Origin of the sequence: Curtobacterium sp. 314Chir4.1 (assembly GCF_900215175.1) — a bacterium.
Lineage (GTDB): Bacteria > Actinomycetota > Actinomycetes > Actinomycetales > Microbacteriaceae > Curtobacterium > Curtobacterium pusillum_A.
This window is the reverse complement of sequence record NZ_OCMI01000002.1, coordinates 788,868-810,819: the sequence shown is the minus strand read 5'-3', so window position 1 is coordinate 810,819 and position 21,952 is coordinate 788,868. Positions and strand designations below refer to the sequence as shown.

The 21,952-nt window shown below is 71.1% G+C and carries 23 protein-coding genes; 11 read left to right on the top strand and 12 right to left on the bottom strand.

Annotated features, from left to right (window positions below):
- The first annotated feature begins 71 nt into the window (after nt 1-71).
- From CRP27_RS08815 to CRP27_RS08800, 4 genes are read left to right on the top strand one after another with little or no spacing between them, the layout of a single operon-like run.
- A complete protein-coding gene (locus tag CRP27_RS08815; protein ID WP_176505527.1) occupies nt 72-1,370 on the top strand; it encodes an ABC transporter substrate-binding protein in 1,299 nt (432 codons plus the stop codon).
- Nucleotides 1,367-2,317, top strand: a complete 951-nt coding sequence (locus CRP27_RS08810) for a carbohydrate ABC transporter permease (protein WP_097180267.1) — start codon at nt 1,367-1,369, stop codon at nt 2,315-2,317. Before CRP27_RS08815 ends, CRP27_RS08810 begins: the two co-directional genes overlap by 4 nt.
- Nucleotides 2,314-3,279 carry a carbohydrate ABC transporter permease gene (locus CRP27_RS08805; protein WP_097180266.1) on the top strand — a complete coding sequence of 322 codons (966 nt, stop codon included), beginning with the start codon at nt 2,314-2,316 and terminating at the stop codon, nt 3,277-3,279. The genes CRP27_RS08810 and CRP27_RS08805 overlap by 4 nt, the downstream gene beginning before the upstream one ends.
- Complete coding sequence (locus CRP27_RS08800; RefSeq protein WP_097180265.1) at nt 3,276-5,210, top strand: beta-L-arabinofuranosidase domain-containing protein; 1,935 nt, start codon at nt 3,276-3,278, stop codon at nt 5,208-5,210. The genes CRP27_RS08805 and CRP27_RS08800 overlap by 4 nt, the downstream gene beginning before the upstream one ends.
- Before the next feature lie 69 nt (nt 5,211-5,279).
- Here the strand turns inward: CRP27_RS08800 and CRP27_RS08795 are convergent, their stop codons facing one another.
- Both CRP27_RS08795 and CRP27_RS08790 read right to left on the bottom strand, forming a co-directional pair.
- Nucleotides 5,280-5,657: a hypothetical protein gene (locus CRP27_RS08795; protein ID WP_097180264.1), complete on the bottom strand. Its 378-nt coding sequence runs from the start codon at nt 5,655-5,657 to the stop codon at nt 5,280-5,282.
- Between the two features lie 44 nt (nt 5,658-5,701).
- Nucleotides 5,702-6,127, bottom strand: a complete 426-nt coding sequence (locus CRP27_RS08790; RefSeq protein ID WP_097180263.1) for a PRC-barrel domain-containing protein — start codon at nt 6,125-6,127, stop codon at nt 5,702-5,704.
- Between the two features lie 136 nt (nt 6,128-6,263).
- Here CRP27_RS08790 and CRP27_RS08785 point away from each other — a divergent pair, with 136 nt between their 5' ends.
- Nucleotides 6,264-6,839, top strand: coding sequence for a DUF2510 domain-containing protein (locus CRP27_RS08785; protein ID WP_176505526.1), 576 nt, complete (start codon nt 6,264-6,266; stop codon nt 6,837-6,839).
- An 11-nt stretch (nt 6,840-6,850) separates the two neighbouring features.
- On the opposite strand, the gene CRP27_RS08780 is transcribed toward CRP27_RS08785, so the two are convergent.
- On the bottom strand, nt 6,851-7,849 hold the full coding sequence (locus CRP27_RS08780; RefSeq protein WP_097180261.1) for an acetyltransferase: 999 nt from the start codon (nt 7,847-7,849) through the stop codon (nt 6,851-6,853).
- Between the two features lie 9 nt (nt 7,850-7,858).
- Nucleotides 7,859-8,275, bottom strand: coding sequence for a MarR family winged helix-turn-helix transcriptional regulator (locus CRP27_RS08775; RefSeq protein ID WP_097180260.1), 417 nt, complete (start codon nt 8,273-8,275; stop codon nt 7,859-7,861).
- A gap of 51 nt (nt 8,276-8,326) precedes the next feature.
- Between CRP27_RS08775 and CRP27_RS08770 the strand changes: the two genes are divergently transcribed.
- Both CRP27_RS08770 and CRP27_RS08765 read left to right on the top strand, forming a co-directional pair.
- Entirely contained in the window at nt 8,327-9,100 is a 774-nt protein-coding gene (locus tag CRP27_RS08770; protein ID WP_097180259.1) for an alpha/beta fold hydrolase, read from the top strand.
- Between the two features lie 142 nt (nt 9,101-9,242).
- Nucleotides 9,243-10,484: an ice-binding family protein gene (locus tag CRP27_RS08765; protein ID WP_097180258.1), complete on the top strand. Its 1,242-nt coding sequence runs from the start codon at nt 9,243-9,245 to the stop codon at nt 10,482-10,484.
- Between the two features lie 42 nt (nt 10,485-10,526).
- Here CRP27_RS08765 and CRP27_RS08760 read toward each other — a convergent pair whose 3' ends face one another.
- A complete protein-coding gene (locus tag CRP27_RS08760; RefSeq protein ID WP_097180257.1) occupies nt 10,527-12,431 on the bottom strand; it encodes an ABC transporter ATP-binding protein in 1,905 nt (634 codons plus the stop codon).
- A gap of 155 nt (nt 12,432-12,586) precedes the next feature.
- On the opposite strand from CRP27_RS08760, the gene CRP27_RS08755 reads away from it, so the two are divergent.
- The gene (locus CRP27_RS08755; protein ID WP_097180256.1) at nt 12,587-13,639 is read left to right on the top strand and encodes a hypothetical protein; all 1,053 of its coding nucleotides are present in this window, start codon (nt 12,587-12,589) and stop codon (nt 13,637-13,639) included.
- A gap of 18 nt (nt 13,640-13,657) precedes the next feature.
- On the opposite strand, the gene CRP27_RS18470 is transcribed toward CRP27_RS08755, so the two are convergent.
- The 4 genes from CRP27_RS18470 to CRP27_RS18455 are packed head-to-tail and all read right to left on the bottom strand — an operon-like array spanning nt 13,658 to nt 15,964.
- Entirely contained in the window at nt 13,658-13,987 is a 330-nt protein-coding gene (locus CRP27_RS18470; RefSeq protein ID WP_255257500.1) for a hypothetical protein, read from the bottom strand.
- Nucleotides 13,984-14,337 carry a response regulator gene (locus tag CRP27_RS18465; protein ID WP_255257499.1) on the bottom strand — a complete coding sequence of 118 codons (354 nt, stop codon included), beginning with the start codon at nt 14,335-14,337 and terminating at the stop codon, nt 13,984-13,986. Before CRP27_RS18465 ends, CRP27_RS18470 begins: the two co-directional genes overlap by 4 nt.
- Complete coding sequence (locus CRP27_RS18460; RefSeq protein WP_255257498.1) at nt 14,334-15,131, bottom strand: sensor histidine kinase; 798 nt, start codon at nt 15,129-15,131, stop codon at nt 14,334-14,336. Before CRP27_RS18460 ends, CRP27_RS18465 begins: the two co-directional genes overlap by 4 nt.
- A complete protein-coding gene (locus tag CRP27_RS18455; protein ID WP_255257497.1) occupies nt 15,089-15,964 on the bottom strand; it encodes a PAS domain-containing protein in 876 nt (291 codons plus the stop codon). The genes CRP27_RS18460 and CRP27_RS18455 overlap by 43 nt, the downstream gene beginning before the upstream one ends.
- Nucleotides 15,965-16,151: 187 nt before the next feature.
- Between CRP27_RS18455 and CRP27_RS08740 the strand changes: the two genes are divergently transcribed.
- Nucleotides 16,152-17,588 carry a cation:dicarboxylate symporter family transporter gene (locus CRP27_RS08740; RefSeq protein WP_097180255.1) on the top strand — a complete coding sequence of 479 codons (1,437 nt, stop codon included), beginning with the start codon at nt 16,152-16,154 and terminating at the stop codon, nt 17,586-17,588.
- A 68-nt stretch (nt 17,589-17,656) separates the two neighbouring features.
- On the opposite strand, the gene CRP27_RS08735 is transcribed toward CRP27_RS08740, so the two are convergent.
- Nucleotides 17,657-18,622 (bottom strand): alpha/beta hydrolase, encoded by a 966-nt coding sequence (locus tag CRP27_RS08735; RefSeq protein WP_097180254.1) that lies wholly within the window; start codon nt 18,620-18,622, stop codon nt 17,657-17,659.
- A gap of 168 nt (nt 18,623-18,790) precedes the next feature.
- On the opposite strand from CRP27_RS08735, the gene CRP27_RS08730 reads away from it, so the two are divergent.
- The gene (locus CRP27_RS08730) at nt 18,791-20,347 is read left to right on the top strand and encodes an MFS transporter (RefSeq protein WP_097180253.1); all 1,557 of its coding nucleotides are present in this window, start codon (nt 18,791-18,793) and stop codon (nt 20,345-20,347) included.
- A 12-nt stretch (nt 20,348-20,359) separates the two neighbouring features.
- On the opposite strand, the gene CRP27_RS08725 is transcribed toward CRP27_RS08730, so the two are convergent.
- Nucleotides 20,360-21,013 (bottom strand): NAD(P)-dependent oxidoreductase, encoded by a 654-nt coding sequence (locus CRP27_RS08725; RefSeq protein ID WP_097180252.1) that lies wholly within the window; start codon nt 21,011-21,013, stop codon nt 20,360-20,362.
- Nucleotides 21,014-21,074: 61 nt separating this feature from the next.
- Here CRP27_RS08725 and CRP27_RS08720 point away from each other — a divergent pair, with 61 nt between their 5' ends.
- Entirely contained in the window at nt 21,075-21,689 is a 615-nt protein-coding gene (locus CRP27_RS08720) for a TetR/AcrR family transcriptional regulator (RefSeq protein WP_097180251.1), read from the top strand.
- Here the strand turns inward: CRP27_RS08720 and CRP27_RS08715 are convergent.
- Nucleotides 21,686-21,919 carry a PLDc N-terminal domain-containing protein gene (locus CRP27_RS08715; RefSeq protein ID WP_097180250.1) on the bottom strand — a complete coding sequence of 78 codons (234 nt, stop codon included), beginning with the start codon at nt 21,917-21,919 and terminating at the stop codon, nt 21,686-21,688. The genes CRP27_RS08720 and CRP27_RS08715 overlap by 4 nt on opposite strands.
- Nucleotides 21,920-21,952: the final 33 nt, after the last annotated feature.

Below are 21,952 nucleotides of genomic sequence, written 5' to 3'. Positions count from 1 at the left end.
CCGTTCTACCTTCGGCAAATACAGCAAACATTGCCGCAACGATGCGGCGAGCTGCACAGCGGGAGATGACGATGAAGACATCCACGATCCGGCGGTCCGCGATCGCGGCAGCCGCACTGACGATCGCAGCACTCGGGTTGGCCGGGTGCTCCTCGAGCGGGACGGCCGACAGCGGGGGCGGCACCGCGAAGGGCACGGTGACGCTCTGGCAGCGCGACGGCGGCGTCGACCTGACCGACCAGGTGAAGGCCTACGAGAAGGCGAACCCGGACGTGCAGGTCAAGCTCTCCACGATCCAGGCCGACCAGTACCTCACGAAGCTCGCGAACTCCGCCCGTGCGGGATCGGTCCCGGACCTCGTCAGCTACGACATCGTCAACACCCCGCTGCTCGCGACCCAGGGGTTGCTGGCCGACGTCACCGACAAGGTGAAGAGCCTGTCGAACAAGGGTGACCTCGCGCCGGCCGGTGTCGAGATCGGCACGCTCGACGGCAAGAACTACGCCCTGCCCGTGGCGCTCACCGGCTCGCAGATGTTCTGGAACAAGTCGCTGTTCACCAAGGCTGGTCTCGACCCGACCAAGCCGCCGACGTCCCTCGCCGAGGTGAAGGCCGCGGCGGAGAAGATCCAGGCGCTCGGCGGCGGGGTCACCGGGTTCTCGACCCTCGGCGGTGTCGGGCAGGCGTGGACCGGGTTCCCGAGCTCGTGGGCGAAGAGCGGCAGCGTCCTGACGGCGGCGGGCAAGAGCCAGAAGGCGGAGTTCACCAGCCCCGAGCTCGTCGGGATGGTCGACTGGTACCAGGACATGTGGAAGTCCGGGCTCATGCAGAAGACCGACCAGCCGAACCAGGACCCGGGCAACGTCGGGCAGGAGAACGCCCTCAACGGCAAGGTCGGCATCGTCTTCGGCGGGGCGAACACCCTCACCGCGAAGAAGGCCGACTTCGTCAGCGCGGTCGGGATCCCCGGCGTGGACGGCGGCTCCGGCTCGTTCCTCGGTGGTGACGAGATCGGCATGACGGCTGGGGCGAAGAACGCCGACGGCGCGTGGTCGCTCATGAAGTGGCTCGTCAGCTCGAAGCAGGCCGCCGAGATCGACCTGTCACAGGGCTGGATCGCGCCGGACCTCACGGTGGCGAAGAGCCTGGCGACGGACGACTGGTCCAAGGACATCGTCGACACGCTCGCGATCGGCAAGCTCCCGAAGAGCATCGCCTACAACGCGGTGATCAACGACCCGAACGGCCCGTGGGCGCAGCAGTCCCAGAAGGTCATCTTCCAGGGCGCCGACGCGAAGACCGCCCTCGCGAGCGCCGAGAAGCAGGCCAACTCGCTCATCGAGCAGGCGTACAGCCAGGTCGGGCAGTGACAGCCGTCACCTCCTCGGCGCTCGCCGGGGTCGCGGACGGGGCCAAGCGCTCCCGTCCGCGCTCCGCGAGCCGTCGTCGCCAGACGCTCGCGTGGGTACTCGTGGCGCCGGCGCTCGTCCTCGCGGTCGTGTTCTTCGTCGTCCCGATGGTGCTGCTCGTCGGGATGTCGTTCTCGAACTGGCCGCTGCTCGGCAAGGTCAGCGTCGCTGGCGTCGCGAACTACGCGCAGGCGTTCCAGGACACCGCGTTCTGGCGCTCCCTCGGCTTCTCGCTGCTCTTCACCGTGGTGTCGGTGCCGCTCGGGATGGCCGCGAGCTACGCCGCCGCGACGATGGTCCGCGGCGAGGGACGCCTGGTGTCCTTCGTCCGGACGGCGTTCTTCATGCCGGTCGTGATCGGGTTCACCGCCGCGGCGTACATGGCGAACGTGCTGCTCGTGCCGGGGACCGGCGTGATCAACGTCCTGCTGCAGTCGATCGGCCTGACGAACGGGGACACCGCGTGGTTCACGTCGCCCGACACGGCGTTCTGGGCGGTCATCGTCCTGACGGTGTGGAAGTCGATGGGCGTCGCGATGATCCTGCTGATGGCGGGCATGCAGGCCGTGCCGACCGAGGTGATCGAGGCGGCGAAGATCGACGGTGCCGGGTGGTGGCGCCGCGAGGGCTCAGTGGTCTTCCCGCTCGTCCGACGGCAGTTCGCGCTGTGCATGCTGCTCGCCGTGTCCGGCTCGATCCTGGTGTTCGACCAGTTCTACGTCCTGACCGAGGGCGGCCCGAGCGGGTCGACCACGACGACCGTCATGTACACGTACCAGCAGTCGTTCGTCCGCTACGACCTCGGCTACGGCGCCGCCCTGTCGATGATCCTCACCGTGATCATCCTCGTCATCGCGATCGTCCAGCTCCGGGCCCTGCGCGCCACCGGACAGGAGGACGAGCGATGAGCGCCACCGACGTGACCCGGCGCACGACCGCAGCCGGCGGGCGCGAGGCGAGCCGCGCCTCCAGGCCCGGTGTACCGAACCGGACCGACGTGCCGGGCGTGACCCCGCCGCGTCGTCGTCGGGTGCACGCGAGCGGCGTCGCGTACGTCGTCGTGGGCACGGTGCTCGCACTGCTCTTCATCGCACCGGTCCTGTACATCCTGTTCCGCTCCTTCCTGCCGGCGGACGCCGACGCCCGGGGGATCGGGCTCGAGTCGATCGCGACGCTGACGCTCCGGAACTACACGAAGGTGTTCGACCCGTCGGTGGACCTGCGGCAGAACATCGTGAACTCGTTCGTGGTCGCGATCTCGGTCGCCGTGCTCGTCGCGATCGTGTCCACGCTCGCGGCGTACGCGCTGTCGAAGATCCGGTTCCGCGGCTCGACGATCGTGTTCGTGCTCCTGCTGGCGCCGCTCGTCGTGCCGTTCCAGGGGCTGCTCACGCCGCTGTCGATCGTGCTCGGCAAGCTCGGGCTGCTCGACTCGCTCGCCGGGGTGGTGCTGGTGCTCGTGACGCTCCAGCTGCCGTTCTCGGTGTTCGTCATGCGGAACACGTTCGACGGCATCCCCTCGGAGCTCGAGGACGCGGCGGCCATCGACGGCGCCGGCACCGGGCGGATCCTGCGATCGGTGATGCTCCCGCTCGCGTGGCCGGGGCTCGTCACCACCGCGCTGTTCGGCTTCATGGCCGGCTGGAACGACCTGCTCAGCTCGGTCACGTTCCTGTCGACCGACAGCAATTACACACTCCCGCTCGCGCTGTCGAGCATCAGCACGTCCTTCAAGATCCCCGGCGTGCCGGTGATCGACCCGGGGCTCCTCACCGCCGTCGCCTGCGTGGCGACCGTCCCGGTGGTCGTGCTGTTCCTCGCACTGCAGCGGTACTACACCAGAGGTCTCATCGGAGGATCCATCAAATGACCATCACGGACACCCCGACCACCGGCACCGTTGCCGACGCTCCCACCCCCGGCGGTCGGCCGCACCGGCCCCTGTCGCTCGGCAGCATCGGACCCCGCGGCTGGCTGCTCGCCCAGCTCCGGCTGCAGGCGGACAACATCACCGGGCAGCTCGAGGCGCTCTGGCCGGACGTCGGCCCGGACAGCGGCTGGCGCGGCGGCCCTGGTGAGAACTGGGAGCGCGGGCCGTACTACCTCGACGGCCTGGTGCCGCTCGCGCACGTGCTGCACGACCAGCGGCTGCTCGACCTCGCGACGCCGTGGATCGAGTGGATCCTCGGGTCGCAGCGCGAGGACGGGTTCTTCGGGCCGTCGGGCAACGACGACTGGTGGCCGCGGATGGTCGCCCTCAAGGTGCTCACGCAGCACGCCGACGCCACGGGCGACGAGCGGGTCGCACCCTTCCTCGAACGGTACTTCCGACACCAGCTCGATGCCCTGCCGGGGCGCCCGCTGACGTCCTGGGGCCGGGCCCGCGGCGCCGACAACGCGCTGTCCGTCTGGTGGCTGTACGAGCGGACCGGGGATGCCTGGTTGCTCGAGCTCGTCGACCTGCTGGCGGCCCAGACGATCCGGTGGGACGACTACCTGGCGAACGACCTCATCACCGGACCCGCGCGGACGTTCTCGCACCGGACCCACGGGCCGAACGTGGCGATGGGACTGAAGACCGGTGCCGTCGACGCACTCCGAGACCACGACGTCGACGGCCATGCGCGCCGGACGGAGTCGTCGTTCGGGAACCTCGACCGCTGGCACGGTCAGGCGAACGGCTGGTTCTCCGGCGACGAGTGGCTCGGTGGCCGCGAGGCCACCGCCGGTATCGAGACCTGCCAGGTCGTCGAGATGATGTTCACCGCGTCGGTGCACGCCCAGGTGTACGGGCGCGCGGTCGACGGCGACCGGCTCGAGAACCTGGCGTACAACCTGCTGCCGGCGTCGAGCGACCCCGAGATGCGCGGGCACCAGTACCACCAGCAGGCGAACCAGGTCGAGGTGTCCGTCGCCCGTCGGGAGTGGAGCTTCTCCTCCGACGACGCCGGGATCTTCGGCCTCGAGCCGCACTTTGGGTGCTGCACGGCGAACCTGCACCAGGGGTGGCCGAAGTTCGTGTCGCACCTGTGGCTGCGCGACGGCGACGGGCTGCGGGTGGTCGCGTACGCACCCTCCGAGGTGTCGACGTCCGTCGGGGACGACCCGGTGGCGATCACCGTCGACACCGAGTACCCGTTCGACGAGACCGTGACGATCCGGGTGACGACCGAGCGGACCGAGCCGTTCGCACTGCGGCTCCGGATGCCGACGTGGGCGACCGAAGCGACGCTGACCGTCGGGGGAGCGGCGGTCGCGCTGGACACCGCCGTCGACGGGTACGTGACGCTGTCGCGGGACTGGTCCTCGGCCGGTGACGTCGTCCTCGTGCTGCCGATGCGCGCCCGGGTGGTCCGACGCGAACGCCAGGCGGCTGCGGTGCGGCTCGGCCCGTTGACGATGGTCTACTCGCCCGGCGAGCGGTGGGTGTCGCACGACGGGGCCCCGGGCATCGGCGAGTGGGAGGTGCACCCGCGCGGCTCCTGGAACTGGGCGCTTGATCGGGTCGGATCAGCGGCTTCGTGGCGGGTGACCCGCGGAGCCGTTCCGACAGCACCGTGGTCGCTCCGTGACCGGCGGAGTGCTGCGGTGGTGCTGCACGCGCCAGGCGCCCGGGCGACCGAGTGGCGGATGGCGGGAGCGCAGGCGGACGTGCCGCCGGCGAGTCCGGTGCTCGACCACGGGCCCGATGACGACCTCCGCTTGGTGCCGTACGGTTCCGCTCGGCTGCGGGTCACCGAGTTCCCGGTGATCGGGAACTGGCGCGACGTCGACGACGTCGACGAGCCAGCGGGCCGCTGAGCGACGGACTGGAGGCGCGGTGCCAGCTGGCACCGCGCCTCCAGTCTGAGGAGTCGGGCAGCGCGGCCGTCACCGCCTGCCGGTCAGCGCGCCCCAGGCGCGGGCGAACGGGTTCTTCCGACGCTGCCAACCGTGGTCGGCGAGGACCTGCTTCATCGGGTCGGCGACCCACGACGACTTGAACGTGAAGAACCCGCCGTCGTTCGGCCAGTTCCTCGAACTCATCGACGCCTTGTAGACACCACCTTCGAGGAGGGTGACGTGCCAGTTCCAGGTGGCGTTGCCGAGGAGGGTCATGCCCCCGTCCCCGGTGGGCTGCCCGGACAGGTTCGTCGACCAGGTCCCCGTGACGCGGTCGCCGTCGGCGGTGACGACGATGGGGTGCTCGCCCCGCCCGGTGAGGTCGATGAGTGCTGCGGTGACGTCGGCTTTCGGCGTGGGATGCATGGGACCCAGTCTGCCGACGGACCGATGACGCTGCCCGTCTCCGCTCACGCCGGCGGCGTGGTCCCTGCGCCCTCGGTGTCGTCCGCGCCTGCAGGACCCGTCCCGGCCTGGTCGAGGTTCTCGTTCGGGTCGCCCATGTCCCCGGTCGCTGCGCCGACGGCGGACAGCCCGAAGTGCGTGCGGACGGCGTTCGCCTCGGCGACGGACAGCGTGTGTCCGGGCCCGAGGTGGGGCGCGCCGTCGATGGCGTCCTTGGTGTACCCGACGTGCAGGTCCGTGCCGTCGAGGGTGGCGTCCTCGACCGGGACGAGCGCCTGGCGCCTTCCGAGGAGGCCCGACGCGACGCTGACGTAGGCGGCGCTTCCGTCCTCGTCGGAGGGGAACACCTGTGTCACCCTGCCGACCGACGCGCCGTCGCGGTCACGGAGCGTCGCGCCCTCGACCTGGTGGATGAGGCTCTTGGAGATCATGGACGCAGTCAACGCCGCGGGAGCTGGGCGGACGGAACTGAACGATCCGGCATGTCCGAATGGCAGCCGTCCGCTCCCACCTGCTCTACGGTCGGAACCGGGGGCCCGCCGCTCCCGCGGATCACGAGGAGCTTCGATGTCGACGACACCCCCTGGCTGGTACCCGGACCCGTCCGGACAACACGGCACCCGGTGGTGGGACGGCGGACAGTGGACGCAGCACGTCGACGGGCCGACCGCACAGGCGGGCCGCCCGCGGATCTCCGACCACGTGTCCACCGACACCGTCTTCGTCTGGATCCTCGCGCTGCTCCCGCTCATCGCGCTGCCGATCTCGCTCATGTACCACCCGGAGTTCCGGTCCACCACGCTCGCACCCGGCGGGGTCCGGACGGTGGACCCGAGTTCGATCTACACGCCCGCGTACTTCCTGCTGCAGCTCTTCAGCGTCCTGCTCTTCGCCGGCGAGGTCGTCCTCGCGTTCTTCGACCACCGCGAACTGCGGCGTCGCGGGGTGGTGCGTCCGTTCTCGTGGGGCTGGGCGTTCCTCCTGTCGCCGGTCCTCTACCTCATCGGCCGGTACGTGGTCGTCCGGAAGGTGGCGCCCGGTCGGCCGATGTGGCCGCTCTGGGTGGGCATCGCGGTCGCGGTCCTCGGAGTCGTGCTGGGGATCGCGCGGGCCGTCACCACGTTCCAGCAGGTCTTCTCCTAGGAGTTCCGACCTCACCGGGGCGGGTGCAGTTCCAGATGGAGAATCGGGTACGGCCGTCCGGTGTCGTCGACGCTGCTCCGTCCGACGACCTCGAACCCTCGGCGGGCGTAGAAGTCGGCCGCTGCGGCGTTCTGTTCGTTGACGTCGACACGGGTGACCGCGTGGTCTTGGACCGCAGCGGTCAGGAGCGCCGAACCGACACCGGAACCATGGTGGGTCGGGTCGACGAAGAGCATCTCGAGCGCGCCGTCGTGCACGCCTGCGAACCCGATGGGCTGACCGTCCGCCTCGGCGATGATCAGTGTCACCGCAGGGAGGTACTGCGTGGGCAGGAGTTCTTCGATCGCGTCGCGGTCGCGTTCGGCGAGGAAGTGGTGCGTTGCGTCGACGGCTCGCCGCCACACCGCGACGAGGGCGTCGTGGTCCGCTTCCACAGCACCTCTGAGGCGGAAAGCGGGCGCAACCGGTCGGCCGTCGTCGCGCAGCACGGCCCAGGTGTCGAGACTCGTCCACTCGTCCTTGAACCAGTCGGCGTCGACGGCCCGGCCCTCGTGCCGGAAGCCGAGCCGCCGGAACAGGCGTGCCGCGGCAGCGTTGCGGACGTCCGTCGATGCGGTGATGCGGTGAGCACCCTGTGCGCGGAAGAGGACGTCGACGAGGTGACCGAGTGCCTCCAGGCCGGCCCCGACGCCCTGCGAGGACGGCGCGAGGGTCACGCCGACCTCGTACGTGTCGGGCTGGTCGGCGAGGGCGTGGACGGCCACGTCCCCGACGAGCCTCGTGGTGGTCCGATCGTGGACGGCCAGCTGGAGCCACGCGCCGGACTGCGAGCGCAGCTCTGTCGGTTGGTCCGCGATGAGGGCATCGGTGTCTGCGTCGGACCAGTCGGGGCTCCATGACTGGAACCGGGCAATGTCCGGGTCACGCCGGTACGCGGTGAACGCGACCCGGTCGGCGGAGCCGAGCGGCGTGAGTGCGAAGCGTTCGGTCAGCAGGGGGAACTCGAGCACGGCAGGACCCTAGTGGACGTCCGCGAGGAGTGCAGTGAGCACCGTGGCGAGGTTCCGCCGGTCTGCTTCGTCGAGCGGTGCGAAGAGGTCCTCCAGCACGTCCACGGCGATCTCGTGTCCGGCCTGCAGCGCGGCCTCGCCGCTCGGAGTCAGCGAGTGCTCGAGGCGCCGGCCGCGACCTGCCGTCCGGGTGATGTGTCCGGCGTCACTGAGCCGCGCCGCGAGGGTGCCGAAGGCCTGGTCGCTCTGGAACGTCGCGACGGCGAGGTCGTGGCCCGACGCATGGGGCATGCGGGCGATCGCTCGCAGCGCGTCCCACTGCACCAGTGAGATCCCGATGGGGCGGAGCGCTGCGTCCATCGCCCGGTGGTTGCGGTACTGCGCCCGCTTGATCGCTTGACCGAGCGCCTCCAGGTCCGTCGTCATGGTGCTACTGTATCAACAGGCTTACATAAACATGTTGAGACAGGAGTGGTCATGAACCCCCGAGTTCCCTTCGCGCTCGTCCTGCACGGCGGTGGCGGCCCACGAACCGTCGCCCCGATCGTCGCGCACCTCACGCCGACGTTCGACGTGCTGGCACCGACCCATCCGGGCTGGGACGGCACCGATCGGCCCGAGGACATCGACTCGATCCGAGCGCTCGCAGGGGTCTACCTAGATCGCCTGCACGCCGAGGGGCGCCGGGCCGTCCTCCTCGTCGGATCCTCGATCGGCGGGTGGATCGCGCTCGAGATGGCGATCCGAGCCCGGTCCGACGAGCGCTTCGCCGGGATCATCGGAGCCGTCGTCGACATCGACGGGGTCGGGGCCGTCGTCGACGGGGAGCCGATCGCCGACTTCTTCTCCCTGGATCCTCGGCAGCTCGCGGAGGCCGCCTGGCACGACCCCGACCGCGGCTTCGTCGATCCGTCGTCGTTCACCGACGAGCAGCGAGCCGTGCAGTTGGCCAACGGGAAGACGATGGCGGCGATCGCCGGGCGGTCGATGAGCGACCCCGACCTCCTCGCCCGGCTCGGCGACCTCGAGGTCCCGGTGCTGGTCCTCTTCGGCGCGAGCGACCGTGTCGTCACACCGGCACACGGCCGAGCGGTCGCCGCGGCGATCCCGACCGCCGAGTTCGCCGTCGTCCCCGAAGCGGGACACCTCCCGCACCTGGAGAACCCGGCGGCGACGTGGCCGCCGATCGATGCGTTCATCGAGGCGCACCGGATCAACCGGACCGTCGGGCGCGACGAGCGCGCGTCGTGACACCGGGCGGGTGCAGCGTCGTCGGAAAGCGCAGGCAGGCTGTGACTGCTCCCAGCCGTCTCCGCGCATGCTTCGGTGACGGAGAACGTTCCCGCGTCGTCGACGTGCAACCAGTGCCTCTCCCGATCAGACAGGGGCCAGCATGGCCACCGCCCGTTTCCTCCGTCCCACGATCGTCGCCCTGACGGGCATCGGTCTTGCTGCCTCGCTGTCGGTGATGACGACCTCCGCAGCCTCTGCCGCGACCGTCATCGACGGCCCGGTGAACCTCGGCACGGCCGCGACCTACGGCGTCCTCGGTGCAAGCGCGGTCACCAACACCGGCCCGTCCGTCGTCAACGGCGACCTCGGGCTGTCGCCGGGAACGTCGATCACGGGCTTCGGTGGCGCACCGAACGGCTCGGTCAACGGCACCACGCACCAGACCGACGCCGCCGCGGCACAAGCCCAGCGCGACACGACGACGGCGTACGACGTCGCTGCGTCGTTGTCCCCGACGCAGACCGGGCTCACCGAACTCAACGGGCTCTCGCTCACGCCCGGGGTGTACTCCGGCGGCGCGTTGGCGCTTGCGGACAACGGCGCACTGACCCTGGCCGGCAGCGCGGACTCCGTGTGGGTGTTCCAGGCGGCATCGACGCTCACCATCGGCTCCGCCAGCCGGATCACGATCACCGGCGGCGCGAGCTCGTGCAACGTCTTCTGGCAGGTCGGCAGCTCGGCCTCGGTCGGCACCGGTGCCCAGTTCCAGGGCACCGTCCTGGCACAGCAGTCCGTGACGGCCACGACCGGCGCGACCGTGCAGGGTCGCCTGCTCGCCCGCACCGGTGCCGTGACGCTCGACACCAACACCATCACCGCGTCCTCTGGCTGCCCCGCTCCTGGCGCTCCCTCCGAGACGACCGCGCCGGTCATCACCTCGGGCGCGCCCAGCACGGCGACGGCCGGGACGCCGTACTCGTACACGGTGACCGCGACGGGGACACCGACCCCGACCTACACCGCGACCGGCCTGCCCGCCGGCCTGACGATCAACGGGACCACCGGTGTCATCTCCGGCACCCCCACGACGCCGGGGTCCTCCACGGTCACGATCACCGCGTCCAACGGCACTGCGCCGAACGACACCCAGACCGTGGTCATCACCGTCCAGCCGATCGCCACGGCGTCGTCCACCCCGACGCCGTCCGCCCCCGTGACGACGCCGGTCACCGATGCGACACCGACGGCCGCGGCGGGCGGTGGCGGAACCACCCCGACCGGTGAGCTCGCGTTCACCGGCAGCGACCCGACCGTGCCCCTCGGCGTCGCGGGAGGACTGCTCCTGGCCGGCGTCGGCCTGACCGTCATCGCGCGCCTGCGCCGCCTCGCCGCTCGTCACTGACGAGTCCGGCGCCACACGAGGAGGGGCGCGACGTCGGCGCCGTCACCGGGGTGCGTGCAGCGCGCTCTCGTCGGCGGCGACGTTCTTCTGCACCGCGAACTGGGTCCGGTGCAGTTCCTCGTACCGTCCGCCCGCGGCGAGGAGCTCGTCGTGGGTGCCGCGCTGCACGATCGAACCGTCCTCGACCACGAGGATGAGGTCCGCGCTCCGGATGGTGGAGAGCCGGTGGGCGATCACCATCGCGGTGCGGCCCTCCAGCGCCTCGCTCAGGGCGGCCTGCACGGCGGCCTCCGAGGTCGAGTCGAGTGCCGCGGTGGCCTCGTCGAGGATCACGACGCGCGGCTGGGCGAGCAGGAGCCGCGCGATGGTCATGCGCTGGCGCTCGCCGCCGGACAGTCGGTAGCCGCGCTCACCGACCATGGTGTCCAGCTGGTCCGGCAGGGACCGGATGAGGGGTTCGAGTCGCGCACGGCGGACGGCGTCCCACACCTCGTCGTCGGTCGCTCCGGGCCGGGCGAGCCGGAGGTTGGAGCCGATGGTCTCGTGGAACAGGTGGCCGTCCTGGGTCACCATGCCGAGGGTGTGCCGCATGGAGGCGAACGTCACGTCGCGGACGTCCGCGCCGGCCAGCCGGACGGCGCCGCTGTCGACGTCGTACAGGCGCGAGAGGAGCTGCGCGATCGTGGACTTGCCGGCGCCGGACGTCCCGACGAGGGCGACGGTCTGCCCGGGTTCGATCCGGAAGGAGACACCGTGCAGGACCTCTTCGCCACCGCGGGTGTCCAGGGTGGCGACCTCCTCGAGGGAGGCGAGCGACACCTTGTCGGCGGACGGGTAGGCGAAGCGGACGTCGTCGAACTCGACGGACACCGGCCCCTCGGGCACGGCGGACGCGTCGGGCTTCTCCTGGATGAGCGGCTCGAGGTCGAGCACCTCGAAGACGCGCTCGAAGCTGACCACCGCGCTCATGATCTCGACCCGCGCGTTGGCGAGGCTCGTGAGCGGGGCGTACAGGCGGGTGAGGAGGAGCGCCAGGGTGACGACGTCGCCGGTGTTCAACGATCCGCCGAGCGCGAGCGAGCCGCCGAGACCGTACACGAGCGCGAGGGCCAGTGCGGAGACGAGCATCAACGCGGTGACGAAGACGAACTGCAGCATCGCGGTGCGGACCCCGATGTCCCGGACCCGTGCGGCGCGGACGCGGAACTCCTCGGCCTCCTCGTCGGGCCGGCCGAACAGCTTGACCAGGGTGGCGCCCGGCGCGGAGAACCGCTCCGTCATCTGCGTGCTCATCGCGGAGTTGTGGTCCGCGGCCTCGCGACGGAGCGCGGCGAGGCGGCTGCCCATCCGGCGGGCCGGGATCAGGAAGACGGGGAGCATGACCACCGCGATGACGGTCACGAGCCAGGACGTGCTGAGCATCACCGCGAGGGTGAGGACGAGCGCCACCAGGTTCGTGACGACGCCGGACAAGGTGCCGCTGAAGGCCTGCTGCGCGCCGATCACGTCGTTGTTCAGGCGGCTCACGAGGGCGCCCGTGCGCGTCCGGGTGAAGAAGGCGATCGGCATCTTCTGCACGTGGTTGAACACCGCGGTGCGGAGGTCCAGGATCACGCCCTCGCCGATGCGCGCCGAGTACCAGCGCGTCAGCAGGGACGCGGCTGCGTCGGCCACGGCCACCAGGGCGATGACGACGGCGAGCCAGACGATGGTGGAGACCGCGCCCCGAGCGGCGATGACGTCGACCACCTGGCCGGCGAGCACCGGTGTCGCGACGGCGAGGAACGCCCCGACGACGGACAGCGCGATGAAGACCACCAGCTTGGCCCGGTAGGGGACTGCGAACGTCATGATCCGCCGGAGGGACTCGCGGGAGAACCCGCGCCCGCCGTCCCGGGCGGAGGAGATCTTGTACAGCGAGCTCCAGGCCGCGCCTTCCATGCTCATCGCAGGTGCCTCTCGTGGGATCTGACCCGGCAGGGCCGTCGGCGCGTCGGGTGGACCGGGCGAGCCTAACCCGTCTGGAGGCTCGGGTCGGGTCCGCCCCGGGCCTCCGGTCCGTCGTCCGCCACGGCGAGTCGGGTGTCTGCCATGCTCGTGCCATGACGGACACGGACCCCTCGGCCGCCACCGGGCCGCGTGCCGCCGAGACCGCACGACCGTGGTTGCACGCGCTGCTGGCCGCGGTGGTCGGTGTCGGAGCCGCACACTTCGCGCACGTCGCGGCCTTCCTGGTCTTCTTCACCGGCGTCGGCGGGCTCGTGGCGCTGCTGGTCGTGACCGCGGCGACCGGCGTGGCGCTCGCCGCGGTCGCCGTGGTCGGGACCCGTCGAGCCGCCGGCGCGTGGCTCGGGCTGAGCGCGGTCGTCCTGGTGCCCGCGGTGCTCCTCGCGGACTTCGGTCCCGGGCTCCTGGGCGGCGGAGGCGGTGCCGGCGCCTTCGACCCGTCGCCCGGGCTGCTCCCGTACGCCGTCGGCGCGGTCCTGGCTGCCGCGCCCGCGCTGCTGCTGCACGCCGGACGAGCACGGCTGGTCGGCCTCACCGTCTCCGGCGCGGGGGTCGTCGCGATCGTCGTGGTCGCCACGGTGGTCGGCGTCAGCGCCCACAACGGGGTCGTGCAACGCGATCAGCAGGCGATCGCCCGCGCCCAGGTCGAGATCGGCGCCGACTTCCGGCCGGTGACGATCGCCCCGTCCGGCTACGGTTCGATCTTCGAGGCCAACATCGAGAAGCGCCTGCCCGGGTTCCTGCAGGTGTTCTCGTCGCCGGCGTCGAAGGGGCACGCGCCGGGGCAGACCAGCGGCGACGACCTGACCGTCGTCACCGTCGCGGCGGACACGGCCGTCTGCGGTCGACCGGTCGAGGGTGTCGGGGTGGACGGCGGATCCGAGTCCGAGACCTCGTGCACCGTCGGCGATCGCTTCACCCACCGGGTGAGTCCCCACGGGCACGAGGTGTCCGCGGTCGTCGGCGACACCCTGGTCGCGGTCAGCGCCCGGACCGAGGTGGACGTCGCGGTCCTGCGGGAAGCCGTCCGCTCCGCGGAGCCGATCGGGGACGCGGCGTACCGGCACGTGCTGCTCGGGGACGGCGACGAGTACACGGACGAACTCGACGGCAACCGGTGTCCGATCACCGGAGTGGTCTGCGGCTGAGGTGCCCTGTGCCGCAGCTCACCGCAGCCATCGGTACTCGTACTCGGGCCGACCGGGGCCACTGTGCCGGACGTCCTTGTCGACCTGACCGACCGTGACGAGGTGTTCGAGGTAGCGGCGTGCGGTCACCCGGGAGATGCCCGACGCCACGCCGGCCTCGGTCGCGGACACGCCCTCCGACGCCTGCCGCAGGACCTCCCGGACGGACTGCAGGGTCTCGGGGGCGATGCCCTTCTCGGTGTCGGGCGCCGTGGCCGGACGGAGTGTGCCGAGGCTCTGGTCGATGTCGGCCTGCGTGAGTGAGCGTCGGTCCTCGAACCCGCGGCGGAACTCGCGGTACGTGTTCATCCGCTCGGCGAACGTGCGGAAGCTGAACGGCTTGACGAGGTCTGCACGATCCCGAGCGCGATCGCGTTCCGGACGGCGCGTGCGTCGTGCGCCGCGGTCACCGCGATGACGTCGACCGCTGAACCGGCGGTCCGCAGGGCACGGACGAGCTGGAGCCCGTGCGCGTCGGGCAGGTTGAAGTCCAGCAGGACGAGGTCCGGCGGATCGGACGAGACGGCCTCCAGCATCGCCCGGCCGGTCGCGGCCGAACCGGCGACGGTGAACCCGTCGAGGCGGGAGACGTAGGCGGCGTGCGCCTCCGCTGTGAGGGGTTCGTCCTCGACGATGAGGACACGGATGACGTCGGTCACGCGGGTGCCTCCCCGGGCGTGAGGTCGACCACGAACGTGGTGCCGTCCGGGCCGGTCGTGACGGTGACCCCGCCGCCGATCCGCGCGACGGTCGACCGCACGAGGTCTAGGCCGATCCCTCGGCCCTCCGGGCCGGACGACTTCGACGACCATCCTCGCCCGTACGCGGCGTCGATGTCGGGGATGCCCGCCCCGTCGTCCCGGACGACGAAGCGGGCCCCGCGGCCGACGGTCTCCGCGGTGACGGAGACGCTCCGGTCGCGGTCGCGGTCGCGGTCGCTGTCCTCGGACCGGGCCTCCGTGACGGCGTCGACTGCGTTGTCGACCAGGTTGCCGATGACGGTCACCACGTCGCCCGGGTCGGACGGCAGGGTCCCACGGAGCCGGGTGGTGTCGACCGTCAGGGTGACCCCACGCTCGCGCGCCTGTGCCTGCTTCGCGGCGAGGACGACCTCGATGACCTCCGCGGTGGCGCCGGCGCCCGGCGCGTCCCCGTCCGAGCGTGCCCGTGTGTGCCGGTCGATCTCGTCCGACGCGTACAGGATCGCGTCGTCGACGCGCCCCAGCTCTATGAGGGCGACCACGGTGTGCAGGCGGTTCGCGAACTCGTGCGTCTGCGACCGCAGCGCGTCGGTGAGGGTCCGCGTCGCGGCGAGCTCACCGGACAGGTGCAGGAACTCGGTCTGGTCGCGCATGGTCACCACCGTGCCGAGCGGCTTGCCGGTCGCCCGCGAGAACGCCATCTCCTGGTTCACGACGAGGACACGATCCCGCGTCGCGTGGGTCTCGTCCACGGCGCGGTCACCCGAGACGAGCAAGGTCCGGAGCCCGTCGGGCAGGTCGATCGCGGCGAGGGGGACCGGGCGTCGTGCTCCGCGCCGGCGGGGAGGTGCAGGAGCTCCGCGGCGCGGTCGTTGCGCAGCACCACGGACCCCGAGCGGTCGACGACGAGGAGTCCCTCGTGGACGGAGTGCAACACGCCCTCGTACGAGGCGAAGACGCGGGCGAGCTCCTCCGGACCGCGGCCGCCGGTGACCCGGCCGAGGTATCGGCTGAGCAGCCACGAGAACAGCGCCGCGACGGCGACCACGGCCAGGGCGAGAACGACGACGGACACGAGCCTCGGGACCAGCGCGGACGAGATGTTGGCCACGGTGACGCCGGCGGCGACCAGCCCGACGACCTCCCCGTCCCGGTCGCTGATCGGTGTGACGGCACGCACCGAGGGTCCGAGGGTCCCGGCGAAGGTCTCCGTGAAGGTCGTCCCCCGGAGCGCCGGGGCGATCGTCCCGCGGAACGGCCGCCCGATCTCGGCGGGATCCGGGTGCGTCCACCGGGTCCGGTCCGGCGCCATGATCGTGATGAAGTCGGTGTGCGTGTGACGCATCACGTCGAGCGCGTACGGTTCCAGCTCCGCCGAGGGGTCCGCGGTGCGGACCTGTTCGAGCACGAACGGGTTGCGCGCGATCGCGACGGCCACGGCGGTGGACTCGGCGCCCGCATCGGCTTCCAGGTCGGCTCGTGCCGAGGCCCAGCTCCAGGCGCCGCCCACCGCGACCCCGACGACGACGAACAGCAGCTGGAGCGCGAAGAGCCTCCGAGCGATGCTCCACCGTCTCCCTGTCACCACCCGGCCTCCTCGCCTCGTTGCGGGAACACCATTCTCCACGGCATCGACGCCACCGACGGCACCGCCCGTGAACGTAATGAACGCAACCCGTCACCCGGCCGCCGGCGGCACCAGGGTGGGCAGATCCCTCGGGGAGCAGCCGACCGGCGCGACGACGCTCCGGTCCTGACGACAAGGAAGTCTCATGGCATCGACGCAATCCTCCGTGGCGCGCTCCGGCCGACGCCGCGGCCTCGACCGTTCGCACTGGTTGTACATCGCCGTCATCGTCGCGGTGGCCGCCGGCGTCGCCGTGGGACTCGCGGCGCCGTCCTTCGCTGTGGGCCTCAAGCCGATCGGCGACGGCTTCATCGCGCTGATCAAGATGATGATCGCGCCGGTGATCTTCTGCACGATCGTGCTGGGCGTCGGGTCGATCGCGAAGGCCGCGACGGTCGGCAAGGTCGGCGGGCTGGCGCTCGGCTACTTCATCGCGATGTCCACGTTCGCGCTGGCGATCGGGCTCGTCGTCGGCAACCTCATCCACCCGGGTGACCACCTGGACATGTCGAAGGCCACGTACGAGGCACCCGCGGCGACCGGCGAGGACACGTCGTCGACGTCGGGCTTCCTGCTGAGCATCATCCCGGCGACGCTCGTGTCCTCCCTCACCAGCGGCAGCATCCTGCAGACCCTCTTCGTCGCACTGCTCGTCGGGTTCGCGCTGCAGGCGATGGGGCCGAAGGGCGCCCCGATCCTCACGGGGATCCGACACCTCCAGGCGCTCGTGTTCCGCATCCTGGCGATGGTGATGTGGGTCGCCCCGATCGGCGCGTTCGGTGCGATCGCAGCCGTGGTGGGCGCCACCGGGGTGTCGGCGCTCGTCGCCCTCGGCACGCTGATGGTCGCGTTCTACATCACCTGCATCGTCTTCGTGGTCGGTGTGCTCGGCGTCCTGCTCCGTGTCGTCACCGGGGTGAACCTCTTCCGGCTCATGAAGTACCTCGGGCGGGAGTACCTGCTCATCGTGTCGACGTCGTCGAGCGAGGTCAGTCTGCCGCGCCTCATCGCCAAGATGGAGCACCTCGGTGTCTCCAAGCCCGTGGTCGGTGTGACGGTCCCGACGGGGTACTCGTTCAACCTCGACGGCACCGCGATCTACCTGACGATGTCGTCGTTGTTCATCGCCAACGCCCTGGGGACGCCGCTGAACATCCCCGAGCAGATCTCGCTGCTGGTGTTCATGATCATCGCCTCGAAGGGTGCGGCGGGCGTCACCGGTGCCGGACTGGCCACCCTCGCCGGCGGGCTGCAGGCGCACCGCCCGGACCTGGTGAACGGCGTCGGCCTCATCGTCGGGATCGACCGGTTCATGTCCGAGGCCCGCGCGTTGACGAACTTCACCGGGAACGCGGTCGCGACCGTCCTAGTCGGTACGTGGACGCGACAGATCGACAAGGACCAGGTGGAGCGCGTGCTCTCCGGCGGCTCGCCCTTCGACGAGCGCACGATGTCCGCCGACGACCACGGCGGCTCGGCTGCGACGGAGTCCGAGACGGAGCGGATCTCCACCGAAACGGTCCGCACCATCGTCGAGCCCGAGAACGAGTCCCAGCACTCGTCGGCGGCGAACCGCCGCTGACGCGCCGGACCGACCACCGGACGGGAGGCGCGGGTCGGGCCCGCCCCGCGCCTCCCGTCCGGTGGTCCCTACGCCTGCAAGAGCCGCGCCGTCCAGTCGGCTAGCGCCGCCACGGCGACGTGCGAGATCCGCGCGTCGGGCTGCATGCTCGTGAATCCGTGGAAGGCGCCGGGCCAGACGTGCAGTTCCGCATCGCAGCCGGAGGCCCAGAGCCGGCTGGCGAACGCGACGGTCTCGTCGCGGAACACCTCGGCGCTGCCGCAGTCGACGTAGGTCTTCGGGAGCCCGCTCAGGTCGGTCGCGCGGGCCGGCGCGGCGTACGGCGAGACGGCGTCCGTGCCGCGCCGGTCGCCCAGGTACGCACTCCACCCGGTGCGGACGAAGTCGCGGTCGGCGACACCGACGCCGTCGAACTGCTGCGTCGAGACGGTGGCGTCCCGGTCGTCGAGCATCGGCGACACCAGGATCTGTGCGAACACCGCGGGGCCACGTCGGTCCCGGGCGAGGAGCGCCGTGCCGGCAGCGAGCCCACCGCCGGCGCTCTGGCCGACGAGCACGATCCGCTCGGGGTCGATCCCGAGCTCGTCCGCGTGCGCGGCGGTCCAGAGCAGGGCCGCGTAGCAGTCCTCCACCGGGGTCGGGTCCGGGTGCTCGGGTGCGAGCCGGTAGTCGACGCTGATCAGGACGGCGTCGTGCTCGAGCAGCGGATCGTAGGACTCCAGGTTGCCGAGGTGGTGGCCGAACATCATCCCGCCGCCGTGCATCGCGAGGAAGACCGGCGCGGTGCCGGTCCGACCGGTGCGCTGGATGACGGCGATCGTGATCGGGTCACCGAGGTACCCCGGGATGGTCCGCGCGTGGCGTTCGAGGCCGCGTGCGGCGAGCCGAGCGTCGAGCTCGGCCTCGGTGCCGTCGAGCTGCCGCATCCGGGGCAGCATCGCCGGGTCGAAGCGGAACGGTCCGCGGGCGTGCAGCGCATCGAGGAAGCCGCTGAGTTCTGTGTCGAACGGGGGACGGGACAGGGTGTCGTGCATCGCGCACTCCTGACTGCTCAGAAGTGGCGGACCGGACGGCCCACGTGTCGCCACGACCGGATCGGCCGTGTTTTTCCTTCGAGGGCAGCCTAGCCGACCGGCGGTGGGGTACGAACGGGCCCGGAGTCTCCGGACCGGACAGCAACCGCGGCCTAGCGTGGCATCGTCATGGCAGCTGCACACCGCAAACCCGTCGAGCCCGATGCGGCTCCGCTCGTCGCGCACCACGCCGCGCACCACGCGGCCACCGCCGAAGCACCCGAGTCACCCGAGACGCCTGCCGGGTCGGCCGACACCGGTGACCAGCCCGACCCCAACCGCTGGAAGGCGCTCGTCATCTGCCTGCTCGGCGGTGGCATCGTGCTGCTCGACGTCTCGATCGTCAACGTCGCGCTGCAGTCCATCTCCACGGGGCTCCCCGGCGCGACCCCCGAGGCCGTCCAGTGGATCCTCTCCGGGTACGCGCTGTCGTTCGGCCTGTTGCTCGTCCCCGGCGGGCGCCTCGGCGACGCCACCGGACGCCGGCGGATGTTCATCGCGGGCGTCGGGCTCTTCACCCTGGCGAGCGCCCTCTGCGGCTTCGCCCCGAACGGCATCGTCCTGGTGATCGCCCGCCTCGTGCAGGGGCTCGCCGGTGGTCTGCTCACCCCGCAGGTCACCGCGCTCATCCAGCAGCTGTTCCGCGGCCGGGAACGCGGCACGGCCTTCGGGCTCTTCGGCGCCACGGTCGGCATCGCCACGGCGATCGGTCCGCTCGTCGGTGGTCTGCTCATCACGGCCTTCGGCACAGAGAACGGCTGGCGCTTCGTCTTCTTCGTGAACCTGCCGGTGGGGCTCGTCACGATCCTGTTGGCCTTCCGGTACCTGCCCGCCGCGAGCCGAGCGGAGCGGGGGAAGCGGCACGACTTCGACCCGGTCGGCATCGTGCTGCTCGGCGCCGCCGTGGTCGCCCTGCTCCTGCCGTTCGTGCAGTCGCAGGTGTGGGAGGGGAACACGAAGTGGTGGCTCGTGGTCGTCGCCGTCGTGCTCGCCGTGCTGTTCGTCCTGTGGGAGCGGCGGTACGGACGGACCAAGGAGCCGGTGATCGACCTGGCGCTGTTCCGCCGACGGTCCTTCTCGCTCGGTGTCGGACTCGCGACGCTGTACTTCGCCGGGTTCACCCCGTTGTTCTTCGTCCTGACGCTCGCGCTGCAGTCCGGGCTGCACTACTCGGCGCTGTTGGCCGGGCTGTCGTCGGTCTCGTTCGCGGTCGGCTCCGGTGTCGCCTCGACGATCGGCGGCCGCATCGTGCACCGATTCGGTCGCCAGCTCATCGTCATCGGGACGATCCTCGTGCTCCTCGGGCTCGGCGCCGTGGTCTGGGTCGTCGCGAACCACTACCGGTCCGACCTCGGCTGGTGGCTGGTCGTGCCGCTGCTCGTCGCGGGCATCGGCTCGGGGCTGACGATCTCGCCGAACCAGACGCTCACCCTGTCCGAGGTGCCGGTCGCGCAGGGCGGCTCGGCGGGCGGACTCATCCAGGTCGGTGCCCGGGTGGGGTCCGCCATCGGGATCGCCGCGGTCGGCAGCGTCTTCTACTCGGTGCTGGCGACTTCGAAGGGCGACTACGCGCAGGGGCTCCCGCTCGGGCTCGGGGTGTCGCTCGGGTTCGTCGGGGCGGCGTTGCTCGCGGGCATCGTGGACGTGGTCGTCGGGAAGGTGCGGGGCACCCAGGCCACGGTCTGACCCGGTGCGGCGTCAGCGTCCCCGCGCGTAGGCGCTCCCGTCGCAGCTGTGGACCGCGCTGTCGTCGTCGAGCATCCGCAGGCTGTAGGTCGCGCAGTCCACGAACGTGGCGATGCTGATCCACCGTCGGGAGCGACGCAGGGCCCCCTTCGACGGTCCGTCCGACCCGATGCCGGCCCGGTGCACCATCCACTCGAGGTCCGTGGCCTCGTCGGTGAGGTACCGCATCACCGCCTCGTTGTCCTCGTGCTGTCCGATGTACCCGCGGGCGAGCGTGCTTCGGACGAGGCGGAGCGGAAGCGCCAGGCGGGTCCCGGGGGTGGCACTGAGGCCACCCGCCTGGTAGAGGAAGCGACGGGTGCCGTTGCGGCGCATCGCCGGCACGAGGGCTCGGACGAACTCCGTGTTCACCTGCCGCTCGCGCTGCGCGACGACGTCCCCGAGCATGGCGACCACGGCATCGACGCCGTCGAGCAGCCGGTCGAGGTCGAGCGGCTCGGTGATCGAGCCCTGGACGACCTCGAGCGCGTCGTGGGCGATCCCGAGCTTGCCGGGGGTCCGGGCGAGCGCGCGGACACGACGACCGTCGGCGAGGGCGAGCCGGGTGAAGTGGCGTCCGGTCTGTCCGGTCGCGCCGAGGACCAGGAGGGACTGCTGTGTGCTCATGCACTCAATCTAGACACTGCCTAGAAAGTAGTCAATGCCCACTTCTCGGTACGATGGCGGCATGACCGAGCGGCCCTTCCACCACGGCAACCTCCGAGCGGCCCTGCTCGACGAGGCCGTGACGGTGCTGCGGAGCTCCGGTGTCGACGGGCTCTCGCTCCGGGACCTCGCTCGTCGCGTCGGTGTCAGCCACGGAGCACCCCGGAGCCACTTCGTCGACCGGCGGGCCCTGCTCGACGCGCTCGCCGTCCAGGGCTTCGACCGTCTGCGGCAGCGGACGAGGGAAGCGCTCGCCGCGGGGCGTGACCTCCCGGATCGGTTCCACCGGGTCGCGCAGGCCTACGTCGACTTCGCGATCGACGACGCCGCGCTCATGGAGTTGATGTTCCAGGCGAAGGCGGACGGGGGAGGCGCAGCCGTGCAGGAGGCCGCCGGTGCGCTGTTCACGGAGCTGGACCAGGCGATGGGCCCCCGACGAGCCGCCACGGACACCGACACGGGTGGCGACCGTGATGCCTTCAAGCTCCTGTTCGCCGCCACCATGCAGGGGATCGCGGCGCTGGTCGCGTCGCACCGCATCCCACGACCTGAGGGCGACCGGCTCGTCGACGTCGCGATGACGATGATGCTCGGCTCGGAGCTCGCCGCTCGGACGATCGGTGACGAGCGGTCCTAGGCGGCGGGTCCGTTCGAGCGGTTCAACCGCTCGGCGGCACGGCCGAGCAACCAGTTCACGGCCCAGCCGACGACGCCGATGACCGGCACCGCGATGATCACGACGGTCCACACGACCTTGACGACGTCGCTGCGCCGCCGGTCCCGCCAGACCTGCACGAGCGCCAGCACCTCGATCGCCAGGATCACCGCGATCACCAGGACGTGTGCTCCGCTGACGTTGCCCAGCATGTCGTTCTCCCCTCGTCGCCCGTGACGACGACC

Coding starts and splice junctions, on each gene's coding strand:
- CRP27_RS08815 (WP_176505527.1), top strand. CDS start 72: ATGAAGACATCCACGATCCGGCGGTCCGCGATCGCGGCAGCCGCACTG.
- CRP27_RS08805 (WP_097180266.1), top strand. CDS start 2,314: ATGAGCGCCACCGACGTGACCCGGCGCACGACCGCAGCCGGCGGGCGC.
- CRP27_RS08800 (WP_097180265.1), top strand. CDS start 3,276: ATGACCATCACGGACACCCCGACCACCGGCACCGTTGCCGACGCTCCC.
- CRP27_RS08795 (WP_097180264.1), bottom strand. CDS start 5,657: ATGCATCCCACGCCGAAAGCCGACGTCACCGCAGCACTCATCGACCTC.
- CRP27_RS08790 (WP_097180263.1), bottom strand. CDS start 6,127: ATGATCTCCAAGAGCCTCATCCACCAGGTCGAGGGCGCGACGCTCCGT.
- CRP27_RS08785 (WP_176505526.1), top strand. CDS start 6,264: ATGTCGACGACACCCCCTGGCTGGTACCCGGACCCGTCCGGACAACAC.
- CRP27_RS08775 (WP_097180260.1), bottom strand. CDS start 8,275: ATGACGACGGACCTGGAGGCGCTCGGTCAAGCGATCAAGCGGGCGCAG.
- CRP27_RS08770 (WP_097180259.1), top strand. CDS start 8,327: ATGAACCCCCGAGTTCCCTTCGCGCTCGTCCTGCACGGCGGTGGCGGC.
- CRP27_RS08765 (WP_097180258.1), top strand. CDS start 9,243: ATGGCCACCGCCCGTTTCCTCCGTCCCACGATCGTCGCCCTGACGGGC.
- CRP27_RS08760 (WP_097180257.1), bottom strand. CDS start 12,431: ATGAGCATGGAAGGCGCGGCCTGGAGCTCGCTGTACAAGATCTCCTCC.
- CRP27_RS08755 (WP_097180256.1), top strand. CDS start 12,587: ATGACGGACACGGACCCCTCGGCCGCCACCGGGCCGCGTGCCGCCGAG.
- CRP27_RS18470 (WP_255257500.1), bottom strand. CDS start 13,987: ATGAACACGTACCGCGAGTTCCGCCGCGGGTTCGAGGACCGACGCTCA.
- CRP27_RS08740 (WP_097180255.1), top strand. CDS start 16,152: ATGGCATCGACGCAATCCTCCGTGGCGCGCTCCGGCCGACGCCGCGGC.
- CRP27_RS08735 (WP_097180254.1), bottom strand. CDS start 18,622: ATGCACGACACCCTGTCCCGTCCCCCGTTCGACACAGAACTCAGCGGC.
- CRP27_RS08730 (WP_097180253.1), top strand. CDS start 18,791: ATGGCAGCTGCACACCGCAAACCCGTCGAGCCCGATGCGGCTCCGCTC.
- CRP27_RS08725 (WP_097180252.1), bottom strand. CDS start 21,013: ATGAGCACACAGCAGTCCCTCCTGGTCCTCGGCGCGACCGGACAGACC.
- CRP27_RS08720 (WP_097180251.1), top strand. CDS start 21,075: ATGACCGAGCGGCCCTTCCACCACGGCAACCTCCGAGCGGCCCTGCTC.
- CRP27_RS08715 (WP_097180250.1), bottom strand. CDS start 21,919: ATGCTGGGCAACGTCAGCGGAGCACACGTCCTGGTGATCGCGGTGATC.